Annotated in this window: 14 protein-coding genes; 5 read left to right on the top strand and 9 right to left on the bottom strand. The window is 41.6% G+C overall.

Annotation, left to right across the window (positions count from 1 at the left end; translation table 11 throughout):
- Positions 1-11: 11 nt before the first annotated feature.
- Positions 12-1,412 carry a hypothetical protein gene (locus FIB07_08735; GenBank protein NJD52937.1) on the top strand — a complete coding sequence of 467 codons (1,401 nt, stop codon included), beginning with the start codon at positions 12-14 and terminating at the stop codon, positions 1,410-1,412.
- A 335-nt stretch (positions 1,413-1,747) separates the two neighbouring features.
- A complete protein-coding gene (locus FIB07_08730; protein NJD52936.1) occupies positions 1,748-3,202 on the top strand; it encodes an ATP-binding protein in 1,455 nt (484 codons plus the stop codon).
- 44 nt (positions 3,203-3,246) lie between these two features.
- On the opposite strand, the gene FIB07_08725 is transcribed toward FIB07_08730, so the two are convergent.
- Positions 3,247-3,666: a M67 family metallopeptidase gene (locus FIB07_08725; GenBank protein ID NJD52935.1), complete on the bottom strand. Its 420-nt coding sequence runs from the start codon at positions 3,664-3,666 to the stop codon at positions 3,247-3,249.
- 365 nt (positions 3,667-4,031) lie between these two features.
- Between FIB07_08725 and FIB07_08720 the strand changes: the two genes are divergently transcribed.
- A complete protein-coding gene (locus tag FIB07_08720) occupies positions 4,032-6,311 on the top strand; it encodes a PAS domain S-box protein (protein ID NJD52934.1) in 2,280 nt (759 codons plus the stop codon).
- Between the two features lie 82 nt (positions 6,312-6,393).
- Here FIB07_08720 and FIB07_08715 read toward each other — a convergent pair whose 3' ends face one another.
- The 4 genes from FIB07_08715 to FIB07_08700 form a co-directional block, all read right to left on the bottom strand.
- Complete coding sequence (locus tag FIB07_08715; protein ID NJD52933.1) at positions 6,394-7,368, bottom strand: radical SAM protein; 975 nt, start codon at positions 7,366-7,368, stop codon at positions 6,394-6,396.
- Between the two features lie 2 nt (positions 7,369-7,370).
- The gene (locus tag FIB07_08710) at positions 7,371-8,366 is read right to left on the bottom strand and encodes a DUF128 domain-containing protein (protein NJD52932.1); all 996 of its coding nucleotides are present in this window, start codon (positions 8,364-8,366) and stop codon (positions 7,371-7,373) included.
- A 23-nt stretch (positions 8,367-8,389) separates the two neighbouring features.
- Positions 8,390-9,721: a type I glutamate--ammonia ligase gene (glnA, locus tag FIB07_08705; protein ID NJD52931.1), complete on the bottom strand. Its 1,332-nt coding sequence runs from the start codon at positions 9,719-9,721 to the stop codon at positions 8,390-8,392.
- 343 nt (positions 9,722-10,064) lie between these two features.
- Positions 10,065-10,493 carry a DUF61 family protein gene (locus FIB07_08700; GenBank protein NJD52930.1) on the bottom strand — a complete coding sequence of 143 codons (429 nt, stop codon included), beginning with the start codon at positions 10,491-10,493 and terminating at the stop codon, positions 10,065-10,067.
- A 100-nt stretch (positions 10,494-10,593) separates the two neighbouring features.
- On the opposite strand from FIB07_08700, the gene FIB07_08695 reads away from it, so the two are divergent.
- Positions 10,594-11,145, top strand: a complete 552-nt coding sequence (locus FIB07_08695) for a glycerophosphodiester phosphodiesterase (protein NJD52929.1) — start codon at positions 10,594-10,596, stop codon at positions 11,143-11,145.
- Positions 11,146-11,159: 14 nt separating this feature from the next.
- Here the strand turns inward: FIB07_08695 and FIB07_08690 are convergent, their stop codons facing one another.
- From FIB07_08690 to FIB07_08675, 4 genes are all read right to left on the bottom strand, one after another.
- Positions 11,160-12,080 (bottom strand): deoxyhypusine synthase, encoded by a 921-nt coding sequence (locus FIB07_08690; protein NJD52928.1) that lies wholly within the window; start codon positions 12,078-12,080, stop codon positions 11,160-11,162.
- Between the two features lie 39 nt (positions 12,081-12,119).
- Positions 12,120-13,499 carry a coenzyme F430 synthase gene (gene cfbE, locus FIB07_08685; GenBank protein NJD52927.1) on the bottom strand — a complete coding sequence of 460 codons (1,380 nt, stop codon included), beginning with the start codon at positions 13,497-13,499 and terminating at the stop codon, positions 12,120-12,122.
- Entirely contained in the window at positions 13,499-13,912 is a 414-nt protein-coding gene (gene cfbA / locus FIB07_08680) for a sirohydrochlorin nickelochelatase (GenBank protein ID NJD52926.1), read from the bottom strand. The genes cfbE and cfbA overlap by 1 nt, the downstream gene beginning before the upstream one ends.
- Before the next feature lie 110 nt (positions 13,913-14,022).
- The gene (locus FIB07_08675) at positions 14,023-17,796 is read right to left on the bottom strand and encodes a PAS domain S-box protein (protein ID NJD52925.1); all 3,774 of its coding nucleotides are present in this window, start codon (positions 17,794-17,796) and stop codon (positions 14,023-14,025) included.
- A gap of 460 nt (positions 17,797-18,256) precedes the next feature.
- On the opposite strand from FIB07_08675, the gene FIB07_08670 reads away from it, so the two are divergent.
- Positions 18,257-19,483, top strand: coding sequence for a hypothetical protein (locus FIB07_08670; GenBank protein ID NJD52924.1), 1,227 nt, complete (start codon positions 18,257-18,259; stop codon positions 19,481-19,483).
- The last annotated feature ends 8 nt before the right edge of the window (positions 19,484-19,491 follow it).

The raw sequence follows: 19,491 nt of genomic DNA, 5'->3' as shown, positions 1-19,491 counted from the left end.
AATTTGAACGCATGTCATGCGAAAATTTTACGTCGAAATTTGATGATTATAAAATGATCCGAAAACAAAAAAAATTATTCGGGACATTCGGCTTCCGTGGTGTGGTAAACGAAGGGATGGGAGCTGAAAAAGCAAAACGTACCGGTGCAGCTCTTGCCGATTACCTGGGCACCGGAAAAATAATAGCAATAGGGAAAGATCCCAGGATATCATCTCCCATGCTTGAAGAAGCGCTTATCGAAGGGATAATAGAACAGGGCTGCAATGCGCTCACCCTGGGGATCATTACCCCGAATGCGCTGTCACTTGAAGTTGGAAGGCAGGCTGATGCAGGTGTAATGATCACGGCATCGCATAATCCTCCTGAATATAATGGCATGAAATGTTTAAGTAAAAGCGGCATGGGATTTTCACCTGAAGAAGATCTTGCTCTTGAGAAAATATATTTTGGGGATTTGAAACCAGAAGCAAAAAAAGGGAAACGATTGAATGACACTGGAGCAAGCGACAGGTATCGCGCCCATATTGTCCGGTATGTCAAAAATATGTTCCCGGTAATGCCAATGAAAATAGTGGTCGATGGCGGGGGTGGATCGGCATCAACCGTGACGCCGGAGACACTTGAAGCCCTGGGATTTGAAGTGGTAAGATTCAATTGTAAATATGACGGCATGTTCAGGGAGAGAAATCCCGAGCCTACGGATGCAAATCTTGAGAAACTCAAAAAGCTCGTGGTCAAGGAAGGCGCAAGTCTGGGTGTTGCGCATGATGGAGATGGTGACAGGACTGCGTTTGTTGATGAGAACGGAAAATTCGTACAGGGAGATGTTTCTGCTGCAATATTAGCTGACCATTTACTGAGACAATGCAAGGATAAAGATAAGAAGATCGCTGTGACGATCGCATTCTCAAATCTCATAAAAGATGTGGCAAAGAATCTGGGCGCAGAAGTTATATTTACACCTGTTGGTGAACCGTATCTGGCGCAGGCAAAACTTTTATGCGGCGCGCAGGTCGGGCTTGAGGAACATGGCTCGGTGCTAATCGAGTGGAGCCGCGAGGGTCCAATGCTTGCAGGAGTGATGGCAGGGATCTTATCGAAGGAAAAAATGACCTTTTCAGAACTTGTTGCAACTTATCCGAAATATCACCAGATAAAGGATGCAAAGACTCTGCCTGCTGGCACGAATACAGACACGATACTTGAGAGGCTAAAGAGCGAGATACCGAAGGACTATGAGAGGATGTCCGATATAGATGGCGTGCGCGTGGATTACGCAGATGGCTGGTTCCTTGTGAGGGCAAGCGGGACAGAACCAAAGGTGAGGGTTTTTTCAGAGGGAAAGACAGAGGATATTGCGAAGCGGTTGAATAAGACCGCAATGGAGGGGCTGGAGAGGGCGATGGGATAAAAGCCCACAAATTTCCTTATTTTTTCTCTCTGGGAAGCATAAAACAGAACTTAAAAGAGGATTATAATAATTATTATATTAATTTTTTTAGATGCATGAATATTTAAAGCTTAATATCTTTTTCAACATTGTTGAATTAAAAATAAGTGACATATATTGAGGATTCATGTTGAAAACTCCCGAAAAAAGTACGAAATTCTCCGGAAAAGAAAATAAGAAACTTGACTCAGTGGTAGATAAACAGAATAATTATAAATATATCTTTTTGAGGCTTGCAGAACAACTATTCGTATGAAGTTCGAAATTTCAAATTGAGATGGTAAAATATTAAATACATGCCATGTATATTACATACCATGTATACTAATTTGAAATTTTACGACCGCCTGGAAGAACTCTCCCTGCTGAAGAAACTCACATCAACTGGAGGTTTCAAATTCATAGTCATCTACGGACGGCGCAGGATCGGCAAAACTCGACTTGTCCAGGAGTTCATGACAGGCAAAGAGTATGCATACGTTTTCGTTCCGAAAGATAAGACTGTGGATTTATTTCTTGATGAGCTTTCACAAAGTGAAAAAATACCAAAGTTCACTGCTGTACAGGACTTGCTAAGATACTTATTTGATACAAAAAAATATATTTTTTTTGATGAGTTCCAGAATTTTTATTATATGGAAAAGAGCATCTACTCTGATTTCCAGAAATTGATCGATGAGTATAAACATAAAGCAAAAAATGTATCGGTTCTAGTCAGCGGCTCAAGTTTTTCAATGATGAAAAAAATACTTGGCGATTATTCTTACCCTCTATATGGTCGCGCCGATATCATGATGAAACTTCCCCCTATGGATATAAGCACGGTAATGCAGATGCTTTATGATATTGGTGTTAAGGATATTTCGGAAAATATCAAATTCTATGCAGTTTTTGGCGGCGTGCCGAAATATTATGAATATATAGACCTTTTAAAAACCCTTGATTTTGAAAATGTTATAAATACTATGTTTTTCGACCAGAGAATGCCTGTTTTGAAAGATGAAGGAAAAGCAGTTTTGATAAGCGAGTTCGGCGGGGAATACAAAATATATTTTTCGATTCTTGAAGCGATCGCTTCAGGGAAGACCACTGTTGGTGAAATCGCAAACATATTTGAGGGTAAAAGTGGCACAGCTTCCCGATATCTTGACATTCTCCGAAACGAATATGAGCTTGTTCGCAGGGAAACTCCAATAACCGAGGATCCGCGAAAATCAAGACTTGGAGTCTACAGACTGAATGATAATTTTCTGAAATTCTGGTTTGCATTTATAAAACGTTATGAATCATACTATGAGCAGGGGAGAGTCGATGAGTTAAAAAAGATATTTTCCCAGAATTATGGGGCATTTATAGGAGGAGCTTTTGAGGACATATCAAGAGATTTTTGTGTGAAAAAGAATTATGCAGGCTCTCTTCCCTTCAGATTTGATAAAATAGGCAGATGGTGGGGTAATATTCCTGGCGAGGACGGAAAAAAAACATTAGAAATCGACCTCGTTGCCCTGAATGAAACTTCAATGGAAAGTCTTTTTATTGAATGTAAGTGGCAGGAGCTTAAATCCAGTGAAGCCCGGAAAATCCTGGATATCTTAAAAAAGAAGTCAAGGCTTGTTCCGTGGAAAGTAAAAGACAGAGTTGAATATTTTGGGATCATCGGGAAAAGTATTGATGACAAAGAAAAACTCAGGGAAAAAGGCTATCTGGTTTTTGATCTTGGGGATTTCAAATCTCAATGGACAGAATATTAGTTACAGGAAAACTAATTGAAATAGTTTCCCCCCAGGGAAAATGCCTATACTTCCATTATTTTTATCGTTTTCAAGCCGCCCTCCCACACATAAGCCCTCATCCCATCAGCCCCTGCAATAAGCCATACTGAGGGAGCGTTTTCCATTGTTTCCCTGTCCCAGAGCGAAGGAACAGCACTAGAGACCGGATGGGTATGATAAACTCCCACGACCTCCCGGCCATTTTTTTCAGCCTCGTTCCAGGCATTATAGAACTGCTGTGGGTCAAGCTCAAAGCTCCTGTGAGTACGCTTGATATTTGTTATGGGAAGCGCTTTTTCCACATTTGTGGTAGTTCCATTGATAGTACCTATCAGTATCCCGCAGGCTTCATATGGTTTGTTGGCTTCAAGTTCCGCCTGAATCAAATCAAGCTCTGTGCGTGGTATTTCTAATTCCTTAATCATAAGAGTTTCAATAATCAAAGCAAAATATACGAATATGCAGTATCATATATATTTTTTTTGATAAGTGCCTAATGAGTGGTTACCAGCACCTCCTTGAAACCTTTGATTGATTTTTTTTTATCTGCTGTTTTATATATTCAGATGAATAAAAATGTTCTCTATTCCATGCCGTATCGTACAAATCCTGCTGCCACCATGCAGGGATAAAAATAAGTTTTTTTCGTTATTTTTAAATATTAGCAGAAATCAATTATGAAAAATCAACTAAAAAATTGATCCAGGCGAAGAATGGTTGGTTAGAATTATTATCTATCTCAAGATGTGAGCTAAGTGAAAAAAGAGCAAAAAACGATGATAATTAAATCTGAGAAATCTACCAAGTTATGGAGGATAGCATAATGTTAACTGACTTCTTTAGTACAAACCTGGATGCTGTCTTCTTTATATATGGATTTGCTTTTGCAATCCTTGGGATTATTATCTTCATGCAGCTTCGGGTTACCAAACAGAGCGAATTTAAATTGCGTAATATTTTATGGCTTCTGGGTTGGTTTGGCTTTATTCATGGAATAAACGAATTTATGGATATGTTTATGCTTATTAAAGGGGAACTTTTTTTCCTGAGAATTCTTGGAGCTTCGGCTTTATTTATCTCCTTCTTATTTCTCTTTTTATTCGGTTATCAAATGATTAATATCGGTGAGAGAAAAAGACTCGGCATCTGGTTTCCATTTACAATAGCGCTTTTATTCGTTGGGTTGCCAGTATTATCCGGAGCAGCATCTTTTGATACCTGGAATATTTCGTCAAGATACTTTTTGGGCTTTCCAGGTGCGATTTTAAGTGCTATCGGATTTCTCTCATATTACAAGAGTGAAGCTAATAAATTGAGAGAAGCAAAAGTTGAAAAATATTTTATTCTTATCAGTTTATTATTTGGACTTTATGCGATATTGGGAGGCTGGATAGTCCCACAAGGGAACTTTTATCCGGCTTCGGCAATAAATACTGTGTGGTTTATTTCCTCGTTTGGCATTCCTGTTCAAATTTTCCGCGCTTTAATTGCGGTTGGAATTGCCTGGTCTCTCTGGAAAATTGTGAACATTTTTAATATAGAAGGTGCTGCCGATCATAAGCGTGCGGATGAGAAGCTTCGGGAAAGCGAAGAAAAATATCGGATGTTAATAGATAACATCCAGGATGGCGTTTTTATTATTCAGGACGATAAGGTTCAATTTGCCAATGAATCATTTGCCAGCGTGGGCGGTTACACAGTGGAAGAGGTTATCGGGAAAGACTTCAGAGAACTTATTGCACCCGATGATTTAGAGATGGTTGTAGATAATTATCGTCGAAGGCAGGCAGGGGAGGATATCCCTAAAGAATACGAATTCCATATGATGCACAAGAACGGGAGAACCAGAATAATCGTCAATATGAACTTTGGATTTATTACTTTTCGCGGCAGGGTGGCAAGCATGGGGACTGTGAAGGATATAACACAAAAGAAGCTGCTTGAGTCGCAATTGCTCCGGGCGCAGCGGATGGAAAGCATAGGTACTCTCGCCAGCGGCATAGCGCATGATATCAATAATGTGCTGACACCAATAATGCTTTCGCAGGAACTATTACAAGAACAATTAACAGATAAAGATAGCCTGAGGTTGCTCAGTACAATCAAAAGAAGTACGCACCGTGGGGCTGATTTGATGAAACAAGTGATGTCATTTGCAAAAGGCGTTGAGGGGGAACGCAATACTCTTCAAGTAGTACAACTTATATCGGAAATAAGGCAAATAGCAAAAGAGACTTTCCCAAGAAATATTGACATCAGAACCGATATACCTAAAGCCATCTGGAATATCTCCGGGGATTCCACACAATTGCATCAGATCTTAATGAACCTCTGCGTAAATGCACGTGATGCGATGCCAGACGGTGGAATACTTCGCTTCTGTGCTGAAAATATTCTCATTGATGAAGACTATGCTCATATCAATATTGATGCGAAAATCGGTCCCTATATTGTCATCACGGTATCTGATACCGGAACTGGAATTCCACCCGGTATACTGGACAGGATTTTTGAACCATTTTTTACCACAAAAGAACCTGGAAAAGGCACAGGGCTTGGTCTTTCTGTAGCTCTTGGGATTGTGAAAAGCCACAGCGGATTTATAACAGCATATAGCGAAGTTGGAAAAGGGACTGCATTTAAAGTCTATTTGCCTGCTATTACAACAGCTGAAACAATAAAAGCACAAGAGCATCAACATGAACTGCCAGCAGGGCATGGAGAGTCGATTCTGGTTGTCGATGATGAAGACCAGATTCGTGAGATAACCAGGAAAACATTAGAAACATACGGGTATAGAGTAATAACAGCCAATGATGGAAAAGAAGCTATTGCATTATACTCGCAGCACGGGGAAGAAATCAAACTTGTTCTTATGGATATGATGATGCCTGTTATGGATGGACCGGTGAGCATTCAGGAATTGTATAAAACCAATCCTGAAGTTAAGATTATTGCAGTAAGTGGATTAACAGAGAAGGATAAGACTGCAAAAACTGATGATATTCAAGTACAAGCTTTTTTAATGAAGCCTTACACTGCTGAAAAATTATTGAATACCATATATGATGTCCTGAATACAAAATAGAGAACGCTGCTGAAATTATCGAATATCCTTTAAGTTCTATATATATTAAAATCAGTCATCTTAATGGGAATTACACCCTTAATCATAAATCAACATGCGGATTCAGGTCGCATCCCGTACACGGCAGGCACATCGTTTTCGCAACACTCGCGTCAAGCCCGTATTTATCAAGTATCCTGCGTGACATTTTCGCAAGCTTGAGCAGCCTTTGCGCAGTCGGGCGCTCGGCCTCCAGTTCACCAAAGCGCAGGGGATGTACACCCACAGCCCGGATTATGGGGATCACGCCCATTTTAGCAAGTTCCTCATAATTCTTTTCAATTGTTTCGTCTGTCTCCCCGAGGCCAGCAATAAAGTTCGTATAAACGTTGTTTTTCCCGAAAATCTTAACGGCATCTTTCAGGCACTCGATTGTGAAATCAAGCGGAGGCTTCTTGCAGTATTTTTCATAAAGTTCCCTGTCCATGGTCTCAACATTATATTTAACTTCACTTGCTCCCGCCTCTTTCAATATGCGGGATGAATCCTTTGTTGGATAGACAGAAACACCTATCGGGACATTGTATTTTTTCAGTTCCTTAACAAGCTCTGCCGCGCGTTCCACTTCTTTTTCAGGTGACACTTCAACCCCTGATGTCAGGGAAATTCCTTTCATCTTCCCCAATTTAAAGGCTTCTTCCACAAGCGCCAGCAATTCCTCTGAAGATTTGACCTTTCCATTCAATTTCGGGACAGGGCAGAATTTACAATCGTAAATGCAGCGCTCGCTCATCGTAATATATGCCTGCTCAGGACAGTGGATGAGTTCTTCCTCGATAGTTCCTCTCACGAACTCTCTTCCGCCTTTAAGGATTACGATCTCGCCATTATCTCTTATCGCGCGAAGAGGTGAGCCTTCATCTACAACGAGCCGCACACGGTGACCGCCTGATTTGAAGAAAAAAGCCTTGCCGCCTGCGCCCGGTCCTGCTGTCGGGATGGTCAGCCTTCCCAGAATTGACGGGTCAATATCAATTGCACCGATAGAAATGAGTTCAGCCTTGATTTGCGCATTCATTTTCATAGTGCTTTCAATTCCTTGAAATCCATGATCGCCGATATCGGAAATGTAGCTACATTAATTCCGCTTTCCTCAACAGCTGCCATTATATTCGTTCCGGCATAAACTACAACTCCCACTTTTCCCGAATCAACAGGGGCATTGAGTACCGACATTCCTGGTTCCCCGATCCGGGTAATATCCGCGATCCCTATACTCATTGCAGATTTCAAAACTTTTTGAGCTTCCATGACAGATGACATCGGGATTTCACGCAGGTTTGCAAGAAGTCTTCCAGAACCCGTATCAACAGCATCAAGCACATGTGTCATTTTCCTTGAGATAAAGATCTTCATAGGGTCAATAGATGTACCATTATAAACAATAATATCCTCAAAACCTGTTGGCTTCCTGTTTTTCACATCCAGTAATCCTCCGTATTTCGGAGTAACAGGAATACCGTTTTTTAGCAAAACCCCGTCTATCGTTATGCTGCACATAGTGGCAATTCCAATTTTGCCTTTGGGAATATTGATATTGATATCAGGATTGGAAGTCTCTTCCTCCATTATTTTTACAAAAGGACTGAAACAATAACCCTCACTTATCACATGCTGCATGACCTCAAGAGTTTTATCAAGATCTTTTTCATCGACGATCGAGGTATTAACGATCACATTTCCCTGCCCGGTCTTAAGATCAAAAGTAGTATCGTAAATGAGTTTCTCAATTCTTGTTATAATAAAACCCATCCTGTCCCCGACCAGTGCATTTCCAAGCTCCTTTGTCCCGCGCTCGGTGATTATCCTTCCATCATAACCCTGGCGTTTCGTGAGACCGCGTTCATCAAGGATGCGCAGGTGATAACGGACACCCCTTTCTCCAATGGGGTATCCGCGATCATTCATCCTGTCAGCAATAAGCCGCGCACCTATGGGCTCCTGGTTCTCATGGAGTATCCGCAGTATCTCTATGAGTTTTCTTTGAACCATTGAGTCTATAGTTGTTGTGTTCATTCGTCCTGTAATATGTCTCCTGCTTATATAATATTCAGGTAGCGGTTAATTTCCCAGTCATGTACGCTTATCCTGTATGCATCCCATTCTGCCCTTCCAAGTCTCATGAAATCTTCATAGACATGTTCTCCGAGTGCATCTTTCACTACATCGTCGGTTTCAAGGTTATCAAGCGCTTCTTTAAGACTGCCTGGAAGGGATTCGATCCCATGATTTTTGCGTCCTTCATCATCAAGATGGAACAGGTTGAGTGTTGTTGGTTCGCCCGGATCGATCTTGTTTTCAATACCGTCAAGTCCTGACATCAGGATCACAGCAAAGGATAGATACGGGTTGCATGACGGGTCAGGGCTCCTGAGTTCGATTCGGGTGCTCATGCCTCTTGCTGCGGGTATGCGTATCATGGATGAGCGGTTGGCCCCTGACCATGCGATGTACACCGGGGCTTCATAACCCGGAACGATCCTCTTATAACTGTTAACAATGGGATTTGTGACAGCAGTAAACGACTTGACGTGTTTTTTCAGGCCGCCAACGAAATATCTTAAAGTATCGCTGACTTGCATATCCTTTGATTCATCATAGAATGCATTTTTTCCATTCTTAAATAAGGAGATATTTGTATGCATACCTGAGCCATTAATACCAAAGATTGGTTTTGGCATGAAAGATGCATGCAAATCATTTTTCTGCGCGATGGTCTTGGTAACAAACTTGAAGGTAATGACATTATCCGCCGTCTTTAACGCGTCGCTGTATTTGAAATCTATCTCATGCTGCCCTATGGAAACCTCGTGATGTGAAGCTTCAATGTTGAAGTCCATGTTCTCAAGGGCTACTACTATATTCTGCCGTATCTCTTCAGCCTGGTCTATGGGAGGAAAGTCAAAATAGCCTCCGAAGTCATGGGGGATAACGGTTGCCTGCCCGTCTTTTCTCTTGAAGAAAAAGAATTCAAGCTCAGGCCCGGTGTTCATTACAAAACCTTTTTTGGCAGCTGCCTGTATTGCCCTCTTTAAGACATAGCGAGGGTCGCCTTCAAAGGGCTTTCCATCCGGCCTGTAAACATCGCATATTATCCGTGCCACCTTTCCGCCGTTAATATCCCATGGAAGGATCATATAAGTGTTATTATCAGGTTTCAGGATCATATCAGATTCTTCTATCCTGACAAATCCTTCGATCGAAGAGCCGTCAAATGCTATTCCTGATGTAAGTGCTTTTTCTGCCTGTGATACGGGTATTCCCACGTTCTTAACCATCCCGCCAATGTCAACAAACTGGAGTCTTAAAAACCTGACCTGGTTTTCATCTATTGATCTTAATATATCTTCATTTGTAATTACCATATTCATCACTTATCTTTTCTTATCCTTTCACTTTTCGTATCTTTTTCACTTTATTACTATCTGTTATTATAAATCATTCTGTGCTATGATTAAATCCATTTTACCTTTCCCGCTTTGCCAATTTTGCCTTTTCATGATACCCGAAGCCGGAAGCCTATCCTTTATTGATTTTACCATTTTCTTTTCTCCTTTGATTTTATGGTCCCACATATCCTCATCCGGTTTTTCAGATTCGCTTACAATGAAACAACATTTACAATGTTTTTACCCAACTTGAGATAACTCAAATGAGGATATGTATTGACCGACTATAGGCTACCGTTTGCAGGCTTATATAGTTTTCTATTAATTACATCGTAAACATGAATTGTGTTGTTGTTGGAAGCTCTTTTCGTACTTTCCTGAGGTGGGGATAGTAGAAAACCATCGAGTCCTTAGTTTCCTTTTTCCTGATCTCTCCTTCTTCATACAGGACTCTGTTTACTACCATGCAATCTATCCTTCCCGAAACCTTAATAGTGCCTCTTTCCATTGAAGAGGACATTTCAAGGTATATGGGAAGTCTCAGTTTATCATGCTCCCATTCAGGTATCATGAAAGCGATCTTTTCAAGTTCTTTTTTGTCAAATGAATGAGTTGAATTGTCCAGGTTTTTTATGTTTGGCCTGTCTTCGGCAAGAAGTTCCTTGAGCGTTCTCCTTTTTGTTGGAAGATGCCTGTTCAGCGTCTGTATGAACTTCATGGAGATCTTTTTCTCAAAATTGTCTTCGTTGAACATGAATAATCTGACTGCTTTAATTGTTACATTTCAATTGAATATTACAATCTGGATAAACTATATATTTTATTGAAGATGATATTAACTCAGAGTTGGTCATTTGAATTTTAAGGTAGAAGACATATTAAATGAAGGTTTTGATATTTACAAGAAACAATTCGCTGTATTTATTGTTGCAGCAGTGGTCGCAGCAATAGGTTCGATTCTCATAATCACAGCCCCTCCACTGCTATTCGGTCTCTATATAATGGGAAGGAAAATAATCAAAGGGGAAGAAGTGGAAATAAAAGATGTTTTCAAAGGTTTTGATTATTTCGCCGTAAGCTGGGTGATTGTTATTATCGGCGGCCTGGCGGTACTGGTTGGACTTATTCTTCTTTTTATCCCCGGGATGATACTAATATTCCTTTTCCAGTATGCCATTCCGATCGCGATCAGCGAGAAACTGGGGGGTATAGATTCACTCAAGAAGAGCTACAGGATCGGAAGAGAAAATTTTCAATTCTCGATAATACTTGGGGTTATCCTGCTCGTGATCAATGGTATCGGCGGGGCTCTGGCCGGTGTGGGTGGTCTTGTGACCTATCCTTTTACAGTCATATGTTTGTGGATAGCTACCCAGAAATTAATGGGAGAGAACAAGATTATTTGATCTTTATCTGATTTTTAATTTCTCTTTTTTGCAGCAGCCACGATTATTGGAAGCGTGATAGTCGCATCAGAATATACTGTCACTGACCTTGCATTTTCCCCGATCTTACCCCATGAGCGCGCCTCATCAAGTGTTGCGCCTGAAAGTCCGCCTGTCTCAGGCCTGTCCATGGTGAGCTGTATAGCATAATCAAAAGAACGCGGGGTAACGAGCATGGATTGCAAAATGAAATTCTTGGGTACACCGCCGCCGATTATAACAACTCCGGCGCGTTTTGCCTCATAGCACCTGTCGATCAATCCCCTCATATCGGCAAACACATCCACATTCAATTGCCTTGTCTGCTTATACAGCCATGCCTGCAATCCGATAATAGAATCCTGTATGGCAGGACAATATACGGGCACACCCATATCGTATGCACTTTTTAATATTGAGTTCTCGTCATCAAGCCTTTTACCGATATGCGAGAGAAGTTCGGTAATCGAAAGCTTCTCCGGGATCTCTTTGAAAATTGATTGCATCTTCTCTTCAAGATCAGTGAAATGGTGTTCAGGCAGGAACACATCATATATACGGTTGACGGCATCGTGTTTTAACTGGATATCATCTGTTACATCAGTTCCCTTATAATGATGAAGTCCCAGGGATTCTATTATATCGTGAACAAGGTTAGCGCCTGTGCTAACAAGAATGTCTATTTCCCGGCCCCGTATTATGTCGCTTACAATATGCCTCATACCCGCAGGAACCATCGCACCTGCAAGGCCGAAGAATTTTGTGCAATCCTTATCATTTATCATTTCCCGGTATATGTCAACAGCCTCATAAATGCGGCCTGCACCGAAAGCACAGCCTGAAAAAGAGTTTACAAGCTCGCTAACAGACATATTTTCTGTTATTCTTGCGGGAATGATTGGTTTATTTAGCTCCATATTGTAGTAGTTATCTTTTGATTGTTTAGATTTACCGCTTTACCTGAAACACTTTACACAGGATAAAATAATATCTTTTTCCTCTGTCAATGATTTTGCAAGCTCGATCCCGCCTGGCAGATCATTTGCATGATGGATTTTTGCCGGGTCAGTTTCAACGAATTGTTTCATCCTTTCCCCAACAAGTATGATGGCAGCAAGTCCATTTATATGCTTATGGATAAATCGGTCAACACCCGATGGATCAAGTCCTTCGCAAACTTCTTTTGCTTCTTCACCAAGCACCATGACAATTCTTTTGCCCTCGTTTTTTGAATAACCAAGCGCTATTTCGGCTGTCCTGATATCCATTCCTGAGTTTGAGTTGTCGATCAGTATCCTTCCGTCAAGGTTTTTCCTCTTCATTCGCCCTTCTGCACCTCTAAATTCCAGCAATGTGCGCTCAATTGCCAGGGGATCGATATCCAGGGCAAGAGCAGCAGCAGTTGCACATACAAAGGCGGTTTTATAAGAAGTTATATCGTAATCTGCCGCTTCCCGGATACGGATCCTGCCGTGTTTATCTCCAAGGAAATAGGCTATTGTTCCGCCTTTGCGGTCCATGCTCTCATAATAAACATTGCATGAAGCATTGATTGAATCAGTAAATGAGATAACATTAATATCCCTCCTGCATGCCCCGAAGAACCTCAAAGCATCATTATTTACAACAAGCACGCTTCCGGGTCTGGCATCAAGTATCATCCTGCGTTTAGCTTCACTTGCAAGCTTTGTATTGTTGGCGATCTTATAATCATTGGCAATAGTTGTAATTATACCGACATCGGCTGAACCTGTCCCTCCAAGTGAGATCTCGGATATGAACACATCGAATTCAATCCCTGCCTCATGAACAGCATCAAGAGCGGTCAGGATGCTTGCCGGTGTTATGCTTAATCCTTTCCTGATTATTATCCCTGTACTCCAGTCCTCAAGACCCCTGCTTGTATGTGACACTACTTTTTTTCTCTTTGATAAAATATCTGCCAGCAGGATTGCAGTGCTTGTTTTGGCTTTTGTGCCGGTCAGTTCGATAAGTGTCCTGTTCTTCAGGTCGTATCCTGATACTGATAAAATCTGCCCGACTGCCTGATGATGGGATAAAACAGGGATCTTATTCGCTGATGCGTCTATAAGCATCGGATAATTAGAATCAAGATGCACCGGGGCTACCATAAAATCAAAATCCGATGCTTTCAAGGATTCCCTTGAAGTTTTTATATCCTCATTTTCAAGTTCATCCAATAATTCATGACCGAGCTTCCTGTACACATCTATAGCAGTCACTGATCCGGTGATTTTCCTTAATTTCCTGGCTATTACAGCCCCGCCATGGGTCAGGTCAAGTACAGCTATTCTGGATGAATTATTAAATAGCATCAATTATTAAAATTCGAGGAAATGGCCTCGTTAACCCTCTTGTATGCCAGATCTGCGACCAGTTCATCAACACCCAGAGGGTCTGAATAAATAAGCGCCACATCTTTTCCATCAATTTTTATCATGGTTTTTCGCGAATCCCTGCTTATACCAAGTATCTGGGGGATATCTTCCATCGTATGCACGCCATGAGCCAGGAAAATGGGAACAGCCACTATCTTAGAAACTCCCGTCCCTTTGAAACCATCAAGCCCTTCCTTCATTGTCGGGGTGTTCATATTCATAAAGCCGATCCTGACCACAACATTCTTATATTTTTTAGCGATCAGTTCAGCAACTCCACTGACTACCTCTTTATTATGCGGGTGTCTGCTTCCATGTCCGAGTGCAAGTATTCCAATTTTTTCAGTCATAAAAATCCTCATTTGATCGTGATAGTTGATTTTGGGTTTTTATGGTGTGGTTTCATATAACACTTTTGGATTACCTTGTCCAAATCGTACACCATATAAGTTTGGGGTGACTATCCTGCGCTTAAAACCTCATGCATAGTTTTCAACAATCTATCAGCAGTGTAAGGCTTTGGTAAAAGAGTTTGTGCACGAGTGCTCTCAATTTTAGCAAGTTTATCTTTCTCTGCTAATCCGCTAACTGCTATAATTTTGACTTCAGGATTAATTTTACGAATTGCCCGGATGCTTGCATGACCATCCATAACAGGCATCATCATGTCCATTAAAACAACATTGATTTTATCCTTATTTTGAGCATACAATGCTACTGCCTGTGAACCATCATTGGCTGCAAGAACTTCATACCCATGTATTTCTAATATCGAGACAGTAACCTCACGAACTGAATCTTCGTCCTCAGCAACGAGAACCAATTCCCCATGGCCGCTGGGCAATTCAAGCTGCTGCTCCTCTACATTTTGCATTTCATTTTCGGTCTTAATCGCTGGCAAATATACCCTGAAGGTAGTTCCGGCTCCAACCTCGCTTTCCACGTTTATAAATCCCCCATGGCTCTTCACAATCGCAAGTACTGTTGATAGGCCAAGTCCTGTTCCTTTACCAAACTCCTTTGTCGTGAAGAACGGTTCGAAAATTCTGTCAACTATTTTTGGGGGAATACCGATTCCAGTATCCGAAACGGAAATGGCAACGTAAGAACCGACTTTAGCTTCAGCGTGCACATTCTTGTAATTTTCATCAATCACGAAATTTTCAGCAGATATTCTCAGAATACCGCCATCCGGCATAGCATCACGTGCATTCACGCACAAATTCATTATAACCTGGTGCAATTGTGTTATGTCTCCGGATATGGTCCAGATATCAATTGGTATATCAGTTCGGATTTCAGTGTTTCTTGGAAATATTTCTTTTACAATTTTCTCAATTTCAGATACGATGTTTGCTATATGAAGAGGAGCGCGTTCACCCTCTACACCCCGTGAGTATGACAGCACCTGCTTTATTAAATCAGCACTGCGCTGGGAATTATTTTCAAGAATAGTAAGCAATTTCTGGCTCTGCTCATCTTTGAACTTTTGCTTTAACGTATGCAGCGACATCATCATCGGCGTCAGTAAATTGTTGAGGTTATGTGCTATACCTCCTGCAAGAACGCCGATACTTTCCATTCGCTGTGCTCGTAATAAGTGCACCTCTAACATCTTCTTTTCAGTGATGTCAGTGTTGATGATAAGTATCGATTTCGGTTTACCCTCGCTATCATATATAAGAGTCCAGTGACTTTCAACAATTACCTCTCTACTATCTTTCGTTACCTGCTGCAACTCGCCTGTCCACTCTCCCTTCTCAAGCACAAGCCTTTTTGCGGAAATTAGCTGAGGTGGCTCTTCTTTATCTTTAAACAGAAACACGACAGGATTTTTGCCTATAGCTTCCTCTTCTGTCCACCCATATAGACGCTCAGCGCCTTTATTCCAGTAGATGAGTCTGTGCTCTAAGTTTTGGACTTCTATAGCCTCCTGTGCATTATCAAGAAGTTTGGCTTGCTCTCTTATTTTCTCCTCTGCCTGCTTGCGCTCGGTAATATCCTCAATTGCGAGAAGAATAGTCTCTGCGCTATTGCCTTCTTGATAGAGTTTTTTGGAATTGAGCAGCATTGTTTTTCGCCCTATATCCGGGAATTCGTAGTCAATCTCGAAATCATGGAACTGATTGTCTTTGGGTATGATTTCTTCAAGCAGCTTTCGCAGTTTGGGAACATCCCACTGATGGTTCCCAAGTTCATAGATCAATTTCCCTTCAGTTTCCTCCGGTGTGGCCTTGAATGTCTTGTAAAAGGTCTGGTTAGCTATCTTCACTCGCAATTCTGTATCTAAAACTAAAAGAGATTCATGTAATGTTTCTACGATGTTCGTAGCATATTTATGAGCTTCCTGTGTTGCCTGCTCGGCCCGCTCGCGTTCTTCTATTTCAGCCAGTAATGTTTTATTAGCATCATTAAGTTCTGCTGTTCGTTCCTGAATGCGCTGTTCTAACTCATCGTGCGCCTTTTGCAGCGCCTCCTCAGCCCGCTTGCGCTCCGTGATGTCAGTTGAGATTCCAAGGAACGATTCGACGGAACCATCTGAAGCAAACTCAGGAATAACCTTCAACAAATACGCTTTGATACCCTTCAGGCCTGGAAAATCAAAAGCAAGTTCCTGCGGTTGTTTCGATGCTTCGACTTTGTGGAAAAGATCTTTCCAGAGTGTACACAGCTCCGGAGGCATTCCAAGTTCTTCATTGGTTTTTCCAATGAACTTTTCCGGATGTATTCCGGTTGCCTCCTCCACTTGAGGGTTGATGTACAAGATTCTCAGATTCCGATCGAACCGCTGGATGATTCCAGGCGTGTTCTCAGTAAGTACGCGATATTTCTTTTCGCTTTCTTCTACAGCCTTCTCAGCTCGCTTACGCTCCGTAATGTCCTGATCTATGCCAATCATTAAAGATGGTTTTCCTGATTCGTCGAAAGCTACTATTTCACCCTCAGCATGTACAAACCGTATCGAGCCATCGGATAGGACTGTGCGGAAATCGATGCTGCCAGAACCGCCCTCTGATGTTAACTGTTCCATAACGCCTGTTACGGATGGCAGGTCATCCGCATGGATAAAACCTGTGAATGAAGTAATATTCGGGATAAAAGATTTCTTATCTACTCCAAAGATAGTATACATTTCATCAGACCAACGCACCTCATCAGTCTTGATATCCCATTCCCAACTTCCGATCCTTGCCATTCGCTGCGCCTCAACCAAGCTGGCTTCGCTCTTTATGAGAGCCTCTTCAGCTCGCTTGCGCTCGGTGATGTCGGTGTGCATTGCCAGGTAGCCAATGAGGTTGCCGGCCACGTCTCGTTGGGGAGAGAGGTTGCTTATCGTCCATAGGATAGAGCCATCCTTCCGGCACAATTTCCGTTCGACGTCGAGATTGCCGCGTTCCTTCAGACTTTCACGTGCCTGAATTACCTTCTTCTTCTCTTCGTCATCCACGAAGTCGAGGCTCGACCTTCCGATGATCTCCTCGGGCGAATAGCCCAGCATATCGGCCATGCGCCGATTGACATAGGTAATGGTCCCATCGGGCTCATGAGTGGCAATGCCCTCTTCGGCTGTCTCTATGATCCCGCGGTAGCGCTCCTCACTCTCCCTCAGCGCTTCCTCAGCCCGCTTGCGCTCTGCAACCTCGGCACGTAAATCCTCATTGGTGTGTGCAAGTTCCGCTGTCCGCTCCTCTACCCGTACCTCTAATTCATCGTGCGCTCTTTGCAATTTTTCTTCTGCTTTCTTAAGTTCTGTGATATCTATTATCGCTGTTCGACACTGGTTGAAGTTACCCTTGCTATCCTGTACTGCCAGGCTCTCCAATCGAGTATCAAACTGATTTTTATTCTTATCTACAAGTTTAATTTCACAAGTTTGACTGGTATTGGTTCTAAAAACCTTATGCAGGTGTTGATAAAATACATCCCTACTGCTAAAAGCTATATAAAGAGAAAACAGTTTATTGATTAAAAATCTTCTCTCTATGCCTAATTTATTGGTGCCGGTGAGGTTTACTTCTATGATTCGCCCTTTTTTATCAAAAGTAAAATAACCAATGGGAGCGAAATCATACAGGTCAGAATACCTGTTGCGTGATTCTTCAAGTTCACTCTGTGTATTTCGAAGTTGTGCGTTCTGTATCTCAAGCTCGATCTGGTGCACTTGCAGTTCGTGAACTAGATATTGGACATCATCTGTCGATAGCTTCTTCAGGTCTATAGCATGACCTTTCAATGCTCTCTCTGCCTGCTTGCGCAGAGTTTCTGGTTTTTCCGGTTTTCCAGGTTTAGATGTAATCGTCTATCTCCCACCTTGCTTGAATCAGTTTATAGGCATTGATTTATTAACTCTTAGGATGAGTTCTTATATTAACATGACGCTTATAGTATAATATATATATATATATATATATATATTGTTGTTTTAATAATAACAATTCATCGGTCTGCTATCAGCTTGCGTTCAGTGATATCTTCAATAGTCAAGAGAATTCTCTCTGTGCCTATTCCTTCCTGATAGATTCGGCGGGCATTTAGTGACATTAACTTTCTCCCTATGCCAGGGGATTCATGATCAACCTCGAAATTTTATGTGCATTTCTGCCAGTCAATAATATGAACAGATAGTATATTATCATATAGATAATCGCTATTTATATATAGAATAATTAACATAATAAAAACATAATAGTAAAATGATTTCGAGAAAAACATCAATCCTGGCGCATTCTTTTGTAATAACAGCACTCTTATTAATACTTACAAATGGCTCGGATGCAGTTCCCATAGTAGAATGGGACAGGACTTTTGGAGGACCATACTGGGATGAATCCTTCTATGTTGAGCAAACACCTGACGATGGTTATATTATAGCAGGCTTGACATACTCCAAAGACAACAGCAGTCATCAATATGCCTGGCTCATAAAAACTGATCGTTATGGGCAGGAACAATGGAACAGAACATATCCAGCAGAATTGATACGAAAGGTTTCCACTACCCCGGATGGAGGTTATATCCTCAGAGGTATATCAAATCTCAGTGATTTCCGGATGAGGAAAATTGATGCTGGCGGACAGGAACAATGGAACAGGACACTTATAGTTAAAAATGTCACTTTTTTTACTGATATGAATGAGACCTCAGATGGAGGTTCCATCCTCGCTGCGGTTGAAGCGCCAACAAATAATTCGCCCTGGTGGAACTCACGACTTATAAAAGTTGATCAAAGCGGTAATGAGCAGTGGAACTTAACATTAAAAACAAACCATGAGTTTCAGCTATGGTCTGTGCGGCAGACCTTTGATGGTGGTTATGTTCTGGCTGGTAATACGTTTCTTTCATATAGTTATTATCCCCTGCCAAGTATTCCTCTAATGGATTATGGTGACTCTGACGCCATGGTCATAAAGATGGATACCAATGACATCCAGCAATGGGAAAAAACATATGGATGGTGGGGAGAAAGGGAAGGAGCGAAGTCTATTGTACTGACCAGAGATGGAGGATATCTGATTGAAGGATTAAATGGAGGCATCAGGCTGTTTAACAGTGATAACTATAATATATGGCTAATAAAAAGCAATGCAAGCGGTAATGAGCAGTGGAACAGAAATCTCGGACAATCCTGGGGACCTTTTTATTCCTCCATCCGGCAAACCTCGGATGGGGGTTATATCTTTGTAAGCTCCGCTAAATATGATACTGATAAGATACATGATTGGTTGATAAAGACGGATGCGAATGGAAACCTCCAGTGGAAAAAAGTATTGGAAGGGATAGAGATGGATAAATATAACCTAAAAACAGGTTACTCTATTAAGGAGACCTCCGATAACAGTTATATCCTCGCCGGCTCTACAGAGCCGTATGGGGCAGGTAATAGTGATGCCTGGCTTATAAAAATCAAAGATATAATTTAAATCCCAGA

It is taken from the genome of Candidatus Methanoperedens sp. (assembly GCA_012026795.1).
Taxonomy (GTDB): Archaea; Halobacteriota; Methanosarcinia; order Methanosarcinales; family Methanoperedenaceae; genus Methanoperedens.
The sequence above is the reverse complement of the archived record's forward strand: the minus strand, read 5'-3'. Positions and strand labels throughout refer to the sequence as shown.